Annotated in this window: 13 protein-coding genes; 4 read left to right on the plus strand and 9 right to left on the minus strand. The window is 73.3% G+C overall.

The genetic code is table 11. The features are described from left to right. Positions 1 to 6: 6 nt before the first annotated feature. Both OH804_RS12530 and OH804_RS12535 read right to left on the minus strand, forming a co-directional pair. The gene (locus OH804_RS12530; protein WP_196922934.1) at positions 7 to 891 is read right to left on the minus strand and encodes an MHYT domain-containing protein; all 885 of its coding nucleotides are present in this window, start codon (positions 889 to 891) and stop codon (positions 7 to 9) included. A gap of 166 nt (positions 892 to 1,057) precedes the next feature. Next, positions 1,058 to 3,859, minus strand: coding sequence for an RNA helicase (locus tag OH804_RS12535; protein ID WP_196922933.1), 2,802 nt, complete (start codon positions 3,857 to 3,859; stop codon positions 1,058 to 1,060). Between the two features lie 86 nt (positions 3,860 to 3,945). Between OH804_RS12535 and OH804_RS12540 the strand changes: the two genes are divergently transcribed. Both OH804_RS12540 and OH804_RS12545 read left to right on the plus strand, forming a co-directional pair. Then, on the plus strand, positions 3,946 to 4,716 hold the full coding sequence (locus OH804_RS12540; protein ID WP_196922932.1) for an HAD family hydrolase: 771 nt from the start codon (positions 3,946 to 3,948) through the stop codon (positions 4,714 to 4,716). A gap of 67 nt (positions 4,717 to 4,783) precedes the next feature. Then, positions 4,784 to 5,701, plus strand: a complete 918-nt coding sequence (locus OH804_RS12545; RefSeq protein ID WP_406065220.1) for an EamA family transporter — start codon at positions 4,784 to 4,786, stop codon at positions 5,699 to 5,701. Here OH804_RS12545 and OH804_RS12550 read toward each other — a convergent pair. The 6 genes from OH804_RS12550 to OH804_RS12575 form a co-directional block, all read right to left on the minus strand. Beyond that, positions 5,664 to 6,587, minus strand: a complete 924-nt coding sequence (locus tag OH804_RS12550) for a diacylglycerol kinase (RefSeq protein ID WP_406066520.1) — start codon at positions 6,585 to 6,587, stop codon at positions 5,664 to 5,666. The genes OH804_RS12545 and OH804_RS12550 overlap by 38 nt on opposite strands. Before the next feature lie 137 nt (positions 6,588 to 6,724). After that, positions 6,725 to 7,675 (minus strand): twin-arginine translocase subunit TatC, encoded by a 951-nt coding sequence (gene tatC / locus OH804_RS12555; RefSeq protein ID WP_196922930.1) that lies wholly within the window; start codon positions 7,673 to 7,675, stop codon positions 6,725 to 6,727. Between the two features lie 18 nt (positions 7,676 to 7,693). Beyond that, positions 7,694 to 8,008, minus strand: coding sequence for a Sec-independent protein translocase subunit TatA (gene tatA, locus OH804_RS12560; protein WP_196922929.1), 315 nt, complete (start codon positions 8,006 to 8,008; stop codon positions 7,694 to 7,696). A 159-nt stretch (positions 8,009 to 8,167) separates the two neighbouring features. Then, positions 8,168 to 8,413, minus strand: coding sequence for a hypothetical protein (locus OH804_RS12565; protein ID WP_406065223.1), 246 nt, complete (start codon positions 8,411 to 8,413; stop codon positions 8,168 to 8,170). 10 nt (positions 8,414 to 8,423) lie between these two features. Then, positions 8,424 to 9,485, minus strand: coding sequence for a helix-turn-helix transcriptional regulator (locus tag OH804_RS12570; protein ID WP_406065225.1), 1,062 nt, complete (start codon positions 9,483 to 9,485; stop codon positions 8,424 to 8,426). Beyond that, on the minus strand, positions 9,482 to 10,480 hold the full coding sequence (locus OH804_RS12575) for a YafY family protein (RefSeq protein WP_196922926.1): 999 nt from the start codon (positions 10,478 to 10,480) through the stop codon (positions 9,482 to 9,484). Before OH804_RS12575 ends, OH804_RS12570 begins: the two co-directional genes overlap by 4 nt. Positions 10,481 to 10,597: 117 nt before the next feature. Here OH804_RS12575 and OH804_RS12580 point away from each other — a divergent pair, with 117 nt between their 5' ends. Both OH804_RS12580 and OH804_RS12585 read left to right on the plus strand, forming a co-directional pair. Next, a complete protein-coding gene (locus OH804_RS12580) occupies positions 10,598 to 11,602 on the plus strand; it encodes a cation diffusion facilitator family transporter (RefSeq protein WP_406065227.1) in 1,005 nt (334 codons plus the stop codon). A gap of 49 nt (positions 11,603 to 11,651) precedes the next feature. Continuing rightward, the gene (locus tag OH804_RS12585) at positions 11,652 to 12,737 is read left to right on the plus strand and encodes a DUF3866 family protein (RefSeq protein ID WP_406065229.1); all 1,086 of its coding nucleotides are present in this window, start codon (positions 11,652 to 11,654) and stop codon (positions 12,735 to 12,737) included. Between the two features lie 46 nt (positions 12,738 to 12,783). Here OH804_RS12585 and OH804_RS12590 read toward each other — a convergent pair whose 3' ends face one another. After that, positions 12,784 to 12,978, minus strand: coding sequence for a hypothetical protein (locus OH804_RS12590; RefSeq protein WP_196922923.1), 195 nt, complete (start codon positions 12,976 to 12,978; stop codon positions 12,784 to 12,786). Between the last annotated feature and the right edge of the window lie 58 nt (positions 12,979 to 13,036).

Genomic DNA, 13,036 nt, shown 5'->3' on the forward strand with positions numbered 1-13,036 from the left:
ACGTCGTCAGCGCGGCGGCGTGTCCCGGCGGGACGGGAACGGGGTTCCCGGCTGGCCGAGGGTGGACCGGGCGCGCAACCCGACCGGGTCGGGAGCGGCCGTGGGCGTCGAGGGCGCCGGTTCCGCGAGCCGGCGCCCGTCGAGGTACGCGGCGGCGGCCCGGTCGTCGTCGGTCGGGGCGGCGAGCAACGCGTAGAGCAGACCGACCACCCCGAAGAGCACCGCCAGCACGATCGGCACCAGCAGGGTGCTCACCCCGGCGCCGGTCACCTCACCCGCCCGCTCGTGGCGGTGCACCGACAGGGCGCTCATACCGGTGAAGTGCATACCGTTGACGGCAATCCCCATGACCAGCGCGGAGGCGAAGATCGCCAACCCCCGCCGGACGGTCATCGCGAGCCACAGCGCGACGGTGGACGCGACCACGGCGATGACCACCGAGAGCACGACCCGGACGGTGTCGTAGCCGAGGCTGCCGTTGAGGCGCATGGCGGCCATTCCGGTGTAGTGCATGGAGGCCACCCCGGCGCCGGTGAAGACGCCGCCGGCGATCAGTCGTACCGGATTCAGCCGACCGGTGCCCACGATGGCCAGGCCGATACCGACCGCCACCACGGCGATGGCCGTGCTGGCCGCGGTCAGCGGCACGTCGTAGCGGATCCGGGTGTTCTCGACGGCGAAGCCGAGCATGGCCATGAAGTGCATCGCCCAGATGGCGGTGCCGCCCAGCGCCCAGGCCGACAGCAGACCCCACCACGCCCGCTGACGGTTCGTCCGGGCCGTACGGATGCGTCCCGCGCAGACCAGACCGAGGATCGAACCGAGCACGGACAGCGCGTAACTCAGGGCGGGCGTGATCCACCCGTACTCAAAGTGATTGATCTCCGCCACGGCGTCTTTCTCCCCATTCGTTACCGACGCGTCAACAAGACGCCTCGGCAATGATCAGGGGTGCTGTGATCAGGCGCAACAGTGCCCCCCGGGCTATTCGCGGGGTGCCGCGGCGGTGACGGTCCGCTGCGTCGATTCGACAGCCGAAAATGACTGGGCGTAGTGGTCAGCCTGACGTGTGGTACGCGAGAACGCCTCGATTGACGGCCGCTATAGCCTGTCGCGCGGTCGAGCGCAGCTCCGTTGTGGCACCACCGGAGTCGGCAATCTGACCGAGCAGGTCGACCACCTGTCGGGCCCACCGGACGAAGTCACCGGCGGGCATCTCACCATCGATCTCGTGCCCGCTGCCGAGCACCTTGGCCAGCGCCTCGCCCCGCGCCCACCGGTAGACGGGCCAGGCGAAACCGAGATCCGGCTCCCGGGTCGCGGTCAGCCCTCGCGCCGCCTCGTCGGCCTCGATCTCCCCCCACAGCTTCAGCGTCTCGTCCACCGCGTCGGCCACCGGCCCGCGCGGCAGCGACGCCCGCTCGTCGACATCACGACGCGCCTCGAACACCACCACGGACACCGCGGCGGCCAACTCGGCCGGCGACAACCCGTTCCACACCCCCCGGCGCAGACACTCGGCGACCAGCAGGTCCGCCTCGGTCCAGATCCGGCCCAGCATCCGACCGGCGTCGGTGACCGCGCCGTCGTGGGCGAGGTAACCACGCTCGGTCAGCAGTGCCACGATCCGGTCGAACGTCCGAGCGAGGGAGCCCGTACGGCCACTGACCCGCTCGCGCAGCTCCTCGGTGTCGCGTTCCAGCCGCCGACGCCGCTCCGCCCAGCGGGCATGCTCCTCCCGCTCGGGGCAGGCGTGGCAGGGGTGGTTGCGCAGCTCGGTGCGGAGCTGGGTGATCCGGTGGTCCTCGCCGCTCACCTGGCGGGAGCGGCCCCCGCGTCGGCCACCATGCCGGTCCAGGCCGGTGCCGCTGACCTCGGCGGCCAGGTCCCGCCGGGCGCCCGGGGACCGGTGGTTGAAGTGCTTGGGCACCCGGATCCGGGCCAGCACCTCGGCCGGGGTGGTGAAGTCGCCGGGGCTGACCCGCCCGGCCCACCGGTCCTGGGTGAGCACCAGTGGCCGGGGCTCACCGAACCCGCCGGTCGCCGGGTCCAGCACCACGGCCAGCCCGGCTCGCCGGCCCGACGGCACCCGGATCACATCGCCGACCCGCAGCCGCTCCAGCGACGCCACCGCGGCGGCCTTGCGCTGGGTCTGCCCCTGCCGGGCGATCGCCTTCTCCCGCTCGGCGATCGCCACCCGCAGCGCGAAGTACTCGTCGAAGTCGCCGTGGTGGCAGGCGGCCTCCACGCCGTACGCCTCGATGGTCTCGGTGTTGCGCTGCACCTGCCGGGCCAGGCCGACCACCGACCGGTCCGCCTGGAACTGGGCGAACGAGGACTCCAGCAGAGCCCGGGCCGGCTCCGCGCCGACCGTGCCGACCAGGTTCACCGCCATGTTGTACGACGGCCGGAAGCTGGAACGCAGCGGGTAGGTGCGGGTGGACGCGAGCCCCGCGACGTGCCGTGGGTCGGTCTCCGGGGACCACACCACCACGGCGTGCCCCTCCACGTCGATGCCACGGCGACCGGCGCGCCCGGTGAGCTGCGTGTACTCCCCCGGGGTCAGGTCGACGTGCGCCTCGCCGTTGTACTTGACCAGCCGTTCCAGGACCACGCAGCGGGCCGGCATGTTGATGCCCAACGCCAGCGTCTCGGTGGCGAAGACCGCCTTGACCAGGCCGCGGACGAACAGCTCCTCGACGATCTCCTTGAACACCGGCAGCATGCCGGCGTGGTGGGCGGCCAGACCGCGTTCCAGGCCGTCCAGCCACTCCCAGTAGCCCAGGACCGACAGGTCCTCGCCCGGAATGGCGGTGACCCGGGACTCGACGACCCGACGGATCTCGGCCCGCTCCTCCGCCGAGGTGAGCCGCAGCCCGGCGGCGAGACACTGCTGAACGGCGGCGGCGCACCCGGCCCGACTGAAGATGAACAGGATCGCCGGTAGCAGACCCTCCCGGTCCAGTCGGTCGACGATGTCCGGGCGCATCGGGCCACGCCAGCGCGGGCCACGCCGGCCGGCACCGGGGCCTGCGCTGCGCCCCTCCCCCAACTCCAGGCGACGCACGGTGTCCCGGGTGTACCGCAGCAGCTCCGGGTGCACGTCGTGCTTGCGGGCGGCGTCGGCGTCGTGGAACAGGTCGAACATCCGCTTGCCGACCAGCATGTGCTGCCACAACGGCACCGGCCGGTGCTCGCTGACCACCACGGCGGTCTCGCCGCGCACGGTGACCAGCCAGTCGGCGAACTCCTCGGCGTTGGAGACGGTCGCCGACAACGAGACCAGGGTGACCGAGGCGGGCAGGTGAATGATCACCTCTTCCCACACCCCGCCGCGGAACCGGTCGGCCAGGTAGTGCACCTCGTCCATCACCACGTACGCGAGGCCCTGGAGGGTGCTGGAGCCCGCGTAGAGCATGTTGCGCAGCACCTCGGTGGTCATCACCACCACCGGCGCGTCGCCGTTGATCGCGTTGTCGCCGGTCAGCAGGCCGACCTGCTCGGCACCGTACCGGGCGACCAGGTCGTGGTACTTCTGGTTGGACAACGCCTTGATCGGCGTGGTGTAGAAGCACTTGCGCCGGGCCGGTGGGGTCGTCGCGTCGGCGGCGGGCGCCGGGTCGTCGGGCCGCCCGCGCAACGCCAGGTGGACGGCGAACTCCCCGACCACCGTCTTACCCGCGCCGGTGGGAGCGCAGACCAGCACACCGCTGCCCCGCTCCAGCGACTGACACGCCTCCCGCTGGAAGTCGTCGAGGTCGAACCCCAACTCGAGGGCGAACTCGTCCAGCGCCGGAAACTGTGCGGCTTGTGCGGCCTTGCGGCGCGCCGCTGCGTACCGCTCGGCGGGGCTCGACATGGCTCCAAGATTAGTGCGTGCCGAGTCACGTCACCGCACAAGGCCGTCCGGCGGTGCGGTCGGAGGCGGTCGGTAGGGTGCACGGCGTGCCGGACCATGCCGAACCGCCCCAGACCAGTCCGCCGGGCACCGCCGAGGCGCCCGCCGCCCGCCGGGCGTCCCGACGCCCTGTCAAAGCGGTGCTCTTCGACTTCCACGGCACCCTCGCCCAGGTGGAGGACCCCCAGCGGTGGGTGCTGGAAGCCGCGGCGGCGTGCGGCGTCACCCTGAACCGGGTCCGCGCCACCTCGCTGGCCGACCGACTGCTGACCGCCGGCCGGGCCGGCGGGCCACTTCCGGCGCGGGTGCCACCCCGACTCGCCGAACTGTGGGCCGACCGGGACCTCTACCAACACGCCCACCGGGGCGCGTACACCGGACTGGCCGAGACCGTCGACGCCGGCATCGACGGCTTCGCCGACGCGCTCTACGAGCGGCTGCTGACCGCCGAGGGGTGGCTACCGTACGCCGACACCGCCGCCACCCTGACCGCACTGCGCGACGCCGGGGTGCCGGTGGCAGTGGTCAGCAACATCGGCTTCGACCTACGACCACACTTCGACACCTGGGGGCTGACCGACCTGGTCGGCGCGTTCGTGCTCTCGTACGAGGTGGGGCGCTGCAAACCCGACCCGGCGATCTTCTGGCGTGCCTGCGGCATGCTGGGCGTCGACCCGGAGCAGACCCTGATGGTCGGTGACACCCCGGCGGACGCGGGCGCGGTGGCCGCCGGCTGCTCGGTGCTGGTGCTCCCGGCAGCCGAGCCGGGCCGGGAGAACGGGCTGGGCGCGGTGCTCGACCTCGCCCTGCCCGGCTGACCTGCGGTTGCCTCGGCCACGCCGGTGGACGCCGCCGCACAGTGGCCGACGAGGACCGCCTACCGTCGTGCCCGTGACGGAGACCCTGCTGCCCACGCCACCCGCGGGCGAGACACGACAAGCCCGGCGCGGCGGTGTCGCCGCCGTGGGGCTGGTGCTCGGTGGGGCGCTGTCGGTGCAGTTCGGTTCCGCAGTGGCCGCGTTGCTCTTCCCGCGTACCGGGGTGGCCGGCGCGGTGACACTGCGGCTGACCATCTCGGCGGTGCTGCTGCTCGTCGTGTGCCGTCCCCGCCTGCGCGGGCACGACCGGTCGGCCTGGCTCGCGGCCGGCGCGTTCGGGCTGGCGTTGGCCGGCATGAACTCGCTGTTCTACCAGGCCATCGAACGCATCCCGCTGGGCCTGACGGTGACGCTCGAGGTGCTCGGCCCGCTGGCGCTGTCGGTGTTGACCGCCCGACGACTGGCCAGTTGGGCCTGGGCGGGGCTGGCGCTGGCCGGGGTGGCGCTGCTCGGGCAGGGCGGCTTCGACCGGCTGAACCCCGCCGGAGTGGCCTTCGCCTTCGGCGCGGGCGCCATGTGGGCCGCGTACATCGTGCTGAGCGCCCGGGTCGGCGGCCGCTTTCCCGGCGCGGACGGGCTGGCCCTGGCGCTGGCCCTCGCCGCGCTGGTCACCCTGCCGCTGGGCATCGTCGACGGCGGCGCGGTGCTGCTCGACCCGCAGGTGCTGGCGCTGGGCACCGCCCTCGCGGTGCTCGCCTCCGGGTTGCCCTACACCCTGGAGCTGCTGGCGCTGCGGCGGATGCCCACCGCCACCTTCGCGGTGCTGATGAGCCTCGGCCCGGCCGTCGCCACGCTCGCCGGGTGGCTGGTGCTGCGGCAGGCGCTGACAGTGCTGGAGTGCGCCGCCATCGTGCTGGTCATCGCGGCGAGCATCGGCGCGGTACGGGTCAACGCAGCAGCCGCAGGGCGCCCGGAACGGCGCTGATCGTCACCGGCAGTTCCAGGGAGCGTTCCCCGTCGGCGTACGAGGTGATGCCCTCGGCTGCCAATTCGACGGTGCGGGCCCGGAAACTGCGCACCAGCGGGTGGCTGACGTGGGTGCCCTGGTAGATGCGTGGCTTCACCCGGACCAGGGTCCTCCGGTTGACCCGACCCGCCACCACCACGTCGAGCAGCCCGTCGGTCGGGTCCGCGTCGGGGCAGATCCGCATCCCACCGCCGTAGGTGGGGCAGTTGCCCACCGCCACGAGCACCGCGTCCAGGTCGTGCGGCACCCCGTCGAGGCGCAGCGTGTAGCGGCGGGGGCGCAGCCGGGCCAGCTCGACCAGGATCGCCAGGTCGTACCGGCGCGGACCGCGGGGCCAGCGCATCCGGTTGGCCCGCTCGTTGACGATCGCGTCGAACCCGGCCGCGAGGACCGCCCCGTACCAACGCTCGGCGCCGTCGACGGCGACCATCCGGGCCAGGTCGACCGGTTGGCTGCGCCCGTCGCGCACCGCCTCGGCGATCACCGCCGCCGCCGCGAGGGGGTCGGCCGGAAAGCCGGTGTCCAGGGCGAAGTCGTTGCCGGTGCCGGCCGGGATCGGCCCGAACGGTACATCGGTGCCGGCGACGGCCTGCAACGCCCGGTGCACGGTGCCGTCCCCACCGACCGCCACCAACGCGCCAGCGCCCTCGGCGACGGCGGCCCGGCACGCCGCCTCCGCCTCGGCGGGGCTGGACGCCGGCAGCAGCCGGACCGGCCGGCCGGCGGCGGCCAACCCGTCGAGCAGCCGGGGCAGCAGCGCGCGGTGCCGTCCCCGGCCGGCGGTCGGGTTGACGAGCACGGCGACCGGGCCGGGCAGGTGATCGTCTGCGGTCACGGGCAGCACCGTACCGGTCGGACACCAGCCGTTCACCAGGGGCAGGTGCCGTCACCATCAGTTCCGCTGCCGGCGCGCGTGGTGATGCAGCGACGCCGCCCCCGGTCAATGGGGGCGGCGTCGGCAGAACGGGTGGTGCGCGACCGTCAGGTCATGTCGTCGTAGCGGCGTTCGATCGGTGCCGGTGGGGCGACCGGTTCGGGTACGCCGATCGGCGCTGCCGAGTCGACCCGCTGCCCGGCCACGACCGGGTCCGCGTCGAACTCCAGCGGCGACACCTCGTCGTCGTCGATGCCGGCGTAGATCTCCTTGCCCCGCCCACGCCGCTTGTCGTTGAGGAAGGCGATGCCCACCGCGCCGAAGTACAGCGCGGAGAGGCAGATCGCCAGGGCGGTCATCCCGAACGGGTCCGGGGTGGGGGTGACCACGGCGGAGAAGGCGAAGAACACGAAGATCGCCACCCGCCACCAGCTGAGCAACCGTTTCGCGCTGGCGATGCCCACGAAGTTGAGCATCAGCACGACGAGCGGGAACTCGAAGGCCACACCGAACAACAGGATCAGGTTGGTGACGAAGGAGATGTACTTGGTGATCTCCAGTGTCGTGCTGATCTCGCTGTCCGAGATGCTGAGCAGGAACTCCAGGCCCTTGGCCGTGACGAAGTACGCCAGCACCGCACCGGCCGCGAACAGCGGCGCGGCGAGGGCGGTGAAGAAGTACGCGTAGCGCCGCTCGTGCCGGTGCAGGCCGGGCGCGATGAACGCCCAGAGCTGGTACAGCCAGATCGGCGCGGCCACGATCAACCCGACCCAGAGCGCGACCTTCAGGTTGAGCAGGAACAGGTCGGCCGGGCCGAGCTGCACGAACTCGCACTTGCCGTCGACATATCTGGCCTGCGGCAGGTCACAGTAGGGCTGCTGGAGCAGGTGCAGCACCGGCTTGGCCAACCAGAAACCGAAGCCGAACCCGACGAGGATCGCCACGGACGCGCGGAACAGCCGGTTACGCAGTTCGCGGACGTGCTCGATGAGCGTCATCGAGCCGTCGGCGGCCCGCTCGAACGCCTTTGGGCCGCGTTTACGCAGTGCGAAGGCCACGGTGGTGGGGCCCTTCGGTCAGTTGTCGCGGACGCGGTGCACCGGGTCGACGACCGGCTGCTGCGGCGGGGTCTGCTGGTACGGGGCCTGCTGCGGCTGGCCGGCGTACGGCGCCTGCTGCCCGGCGTGCGGCGGCAGCGGCTGGTAGCCGGCCTGCGCGTCGGCCTTCTCGGCGAGGTCGCGGTCGTCGTCCTGCAGGCTCTTGGTCTCGGCCTTGATGATCCGCAGCGACCGTCCCAGCGAACGGGCCGCGTCGGGGAGCCGCTTCGCACCGAAGAGCAGGATCAGCACAACCACGAGAACAGCGATGTGCCACGGCTTGAGGGCACCCATGAGAAGCTCCAGTCGCTCTGTGTCCGGGGGGTGGTACGCAGCCCATCGTACGTGCGGATCGGCTGCCCGCCACCCGCTGGGTGGTGGTGGTATGGCCGGGAGGGTGAAGTCTTGACCAACCCGCGATGATCCGTCAACCACCGCCGGGTGCGTACACGATCAGCCGCGCTTGGCCTTGATCACCGCGAGTCGATGGGATGTGATGTCGAGCCGACGTTGGACGTCCTCGGCACGCTGTTGCAGCGCCTCGGCGGTTTCCCGCAGCGCCTCGGCCTCGGCGGCCCGCCGCTGCAACGCCACGGCGGCGCGGCGCAGTCGGGGCAGCCGGGCCAGCACCGGCCGCACGGCCAGCGCGAGCGCCACGAGGGGTAGCAGCACCACGGCGAGCACGATCCAGATCAGCACGGCGGTCAGCCTACTGGGTGCGGCCGGCCACCGCCGGGTCACCCGACGGGGTGCGCTCCGGCTCGACCTCGGCGGGCCGGGGCACGGCCGTGGGCGTGGGCGTGGGCACGGCGTACGCGTCCAGCGCGGCGGCCGCCGTCGCCCGCACGTGCTCGGCCAACTCGACCGGGGCGACCACGGTCACCTCCGGGCCGAGGCCCAGCACGAACCGGCGGGCCCATCCCAGGTCGGTCACCCGCAGGGAGACCAGCCACTGGTCGCCGTCACCGGCCTCCACCCGCTCGCACGGGTAGTACTCGGTGATCCACCGCTCGCCCCGGCCGATGCGCAGGGTGATCAGCGGCAGGTCGGCCGAGGGGCGGAACACACCCTCGGTGAGGTCGTGCGGGACGGCCTGCGGCGGCACCGCGGCCGGCTCGTCCAGTTCGGTGATCGCGTCGATCCGGTCGCCGCGGAACAGCCGAACGGCCTCCGCACGCCGACACCACGCCTCCACGTACGCCCGGCCGCCGACCATGAGCATCCGCAGCGGGTCGATGACGCGCTCGGTGGTCTCGTCCCGGGCGGCCGTGTAGTAGGTGATCCGCAGGGCCTTGCCGCCCTCCACGGCGGCGCGCAGCGCCTCGACCCGACGGGTGTCCCCGGGCAACCGGACCGCCACCGGGGCACCCACCAGGTCGCCCGCGTCCTCGATCTTGGCGAGGGCCCGTTCGACCGCCTCCCGGTTGGCCACCCCGGGTGTCTCGGCCAGCATCCGCAGCGCCACCACCAGCGCGAGGGCCTCGTCGGGCGTCAGCCGCAACGGCCGGTCGATGCCGGCGTCGTAGGTGATGGTCACCCGGTCGCCGTCGAACGCCATGTCGATCAGGTCACCGGGGCCGTAGCCGGGGAGCCCGCACACCCAGAGCAGCTCCAGGTCCTCCCGGAGCTGACGTTCGGTGACGCCCAGGTCGCCGGCCGCCTCGGCGATCTCGATGCCGGGCCGGGCCAGCAGGTAGGGCACAAGGTTCAGCAGTCGGGCCAGCCGGTCGGCGGACGCGCGGGAACCGTTGCGGGCGGCCGGGCGGGTCACCGGGCACCCCCGCTGCCGGCCAGCTCGTCGTGGCGCACGGCGATCTCCTTGAGTCGTTGGATGACCGCCTCGCGGACCTCCGGTGGGTCGAGGACCCGCACGTCCGGGCCGTAGCCGACGAGATGGCCGGCCAGCCCGTCCGGGTCCGCGTACGGCAGGACCAGCCGGTCGCCGTCCGGCCCGGCGGTCACCTCCACCGCCCAGCGGCGCAGCCCGGCGGCCCGCCCCGGCGCGGCCAGCACTGTGGCCCGGCCGGTGCGCTCCACCGGGCCCGACCAGCGGGCCACGTGGCTGATCAGGTCGACGTTTGCCGGCGGCTCGTACGCGCCGGGGGCGCCGGTCACCCGGACCGCGCCGACGACCCGGGACAGCCGGAAGCAGCGGGTCGCCTCACGGTCCTGGTCGTGGCCGACCACATACCACCGGCCGCGCCAACAGACCACGCCCCACGGTTGCAGCCGGCGCCGGCTGGGCGCGTCGCGGTCGGGCACCCGGTAGTCGAACCCCACCTCGCGGCGGTCCCGGGCGGCGGCGGTCAGCGGCGCGAACGCCGGGTCGACAGTGACCATCGGCTCCAGGCCGAGGGTCGCCTGCGGGTCCACGTCCACCCCGGCGGCCCGCAGCTTGGCCAGCCCGGACGACGCGGCGGCGGCCAGCCCGGCGTGCTGCCACAGCCGGGCGGCGATGCCGACCGCGGCGGCCTCGTCCGGTTCGAGGAGGATGTCGGGCAGCGCGTACTCGCGGTGGGCGATCCGGTAACCCGGCTCGGCGTCGAAGGCGCTTGCCGTGCCGGTCTCCAACGGCACACCCAGCTCGCGCAGCTCGGCCTTGTCCCGCTCGAACTTGCGCTGGAACGCCTCGTGGTCGCGCGCGTCGTCCGGATCGTGCTCGTAACCGGGCACGGTCGCGGCGATCTGCGCGGCGGTCAGGAACCGTCGCGTGGACAGCAGGCAGATCACCAGGTTGACCAGGCGTTCGGTGCGGGTCCGCGACACGCGGTAGACGCTAGCAGCCGACCCGCCCACACCGTGCACCCACGCGGGCGTGCCGCACACTTGTTCGGATCGGGCCTCCCCCGGCGCGTCGCCGTCCCCGGTCATAGGGTGATCCTCATGTCGCAAGCGGAGGCCAGGCCCGAGAGCGAGAGCACCGGCACAGTCGTCGTCGCCGGCGCCGCCAACCTCGCCATCGCGGTGGCCAAGCTGATCGCCGGGCTGATCTCCGGATCCGCCGCGATGCTCTCCGAGGCGGCGCACTCGGTCGCCGACACCACCACCGAGGTGCTGCTCTTCCAGGCGCTGCGCCGCGGCGCCCGTCCGGCCGACCAGCGACACCCCTTCGGGTACGGCAAGGAGAGCTACGTCTGGGCGTTCTTCGCGGCCATGTTCACGTTCGTCGCCGGCGCCGGTTTCGCCGTCACCCACGGCGTCACCACGATCCTGGTGCACGAGCACAGCGGCGACTACCTGCTCTCGTACATCGTGCTCGGGGTGTCGTTCGTCATCGAGTCGATCTCACTGGCCCGGGCCGTGCGGCAGGTCCGCCGCGAGTCGCGGCGCTGGCGGACCACGCCTCGACGGTTCCTGCGGCTGACTGCCGACACCACAGTCAAGGCGGTCTTCCTGGAGGACAGCGCCGCCCTGATCGGTCTGGTGCTGGCCGGGCTCGGCGTCGGCCTGTCGCACGCCACCGGCGACGAGGTGTGGGACGGCGTCGCGTCGATCCTGATCGGGCTCCTGCTGCTGACGGTCGCCGGGGTCCTCGCCGGCAACAACCTGTCGCTGCTGGTGGGCCGGGCCGTCCCGGAGCGGCTGCGTCACGAGATCGAGCAGGATCTGGCCGGGCTGCCCGAGGTGGAGCGCATCGACACCCTGTTGACCATGCAGCTCGGCCCGCAGGACATCCTGGTCGCCGCGAAGGTCGACTTCCGCGACGAGGCCACCGGCGCGCAGATCGAGGCCACCGCCGACGAGGCCGAGCGGCGGCTCACCGACCGGTACCCGGAGATCCGCTTCGTCTTCCTCGACCCCACCCGTTCGATGCCGGGCGCCACCGGCACCGCCCGGCACACCCAGGCCGGGCCGAGCCCCGACGCCGGCGGCGCCGAACCGACCTGACCCACACCCGGGCGCGGGCCGCCGGGCCCGCGCGGCTAGCGTGCCCGTCATGGTGCGATGGCGTACGGGGACGGTGGCGACGCTGCGACGGCAGTGGACCGGGGCGGTGGAGCTCGACGTCGACCTGCCCGACGGCACGCGGATGCGGGCGTTGGCCTACCCGGAGCTGGTCGGCACGCCCGAGCCCGGCGACCGGGTGCTGCTCAACGCCAGCGCGCTGCTGATGGGGCTGGGCACCGGCGGGTACGCGCTGGTGGTGGCCCTGCCGGACCGGCTGCCGCCGGACCCGCCGGACGTCGCCGACACCCGCGACGCCGGGCACCTGGTCAAGGCCCGCTACACGCCGTTGCAGCCGATCCTCCTCGGCGTCGACGAGGAGGCCTCTCCGCACCGCGACGTGCTGGCCGACGCGGACGACCTGGACGGTCTGCCGGTGGTCACCGCCGACCTGCACTCGGCGCTCCCGGCGATCCTGGCCGGCATCCGGGCCGACGCCCCGCAGGCGCGGGTCGCGTACCTGCTCACCGACGGTGGGGCGCTGCCCGCCTGGTTCTCCCGCACCCTCGCCGGGCTGCGGTCCGAGCTGGCCGGCACGATCACCGTCGGGCAGGCGTTCGGCGGTGACCTGGAGGCCACCACCCTGCACGGCGGTCTGCTCGCCGCCCGGCACGTGCTCCACGCGGACGTCGCGATCGTCGCTCAGGGCCCCGGCAACCTGGGCACCGGCACCCGGTGGGGGTTCTCCGGCGTCGCCGTCGGCGAGGCGGTCAACGCGATCGCCACACTGGGCGGCCGACCGGTCGGCTCGTTACGCATCTCCGACGCCGACCCCCGCCCCCGACACCGGGGCGTGTCCCACCACAGCCTCACCGCGTACGGCCGGGTGGCGCTCGCCCCGGCGGAGCTGGTGGTGCCCGAGGACCTGGCGCCGTCCCTCGCGGCCGAGGTGCACGCGGCGCTGGCTCCCCTGGCGGCCCGGCACCGCATCGTCCGGGTGCTCGTCGACGGTCTCGACGCCGCACTGCGGGCCAGCCCCGTGCCGCTGTCCACCATGGGCCGCGGTCTCGACGGCGACAAGGCGTACTTCCTGGCGGCCGCCGCCGCCGGCCGCCACGCGGTAACCCTCCTCCCCTGACCCACCCTGTCGCGGGTGGGCGCCGGGGCGGGGGTTGGGGGTTGGGTCAGGCCAGGAAGATCAGGGCTAGCCAGCCGCCCACGATGAGCACCAGGGCAAGGGCCAGCACCCAGGTCGGCACCGTGTACTCACCGCGCCGGTTACGGTCGATCTCGGCGCGGATCTTCTCCCGCCGGCGTTCGACCCAGTTCTGCCGCTCGGAGCCGCGCTCGGAGCGGTCGGAAGGTCCAGAAGTCGTCATGGCGCGCTCAGCTTAACCGCTCGGTGCGCCGGACCGACCGGCCCCGTCGGCGCAGCGC

It is taken from the genome of Micromonospora sp. NBC_00860 (assembly GCF_045207375.1).
GTDB classification, from domain to species: Bacteria; Actinomycetota; Actinomycetes; order Mycobacteriales; family Micromonosporaceae; genus Micromonospora; species Micromonospora vinacea.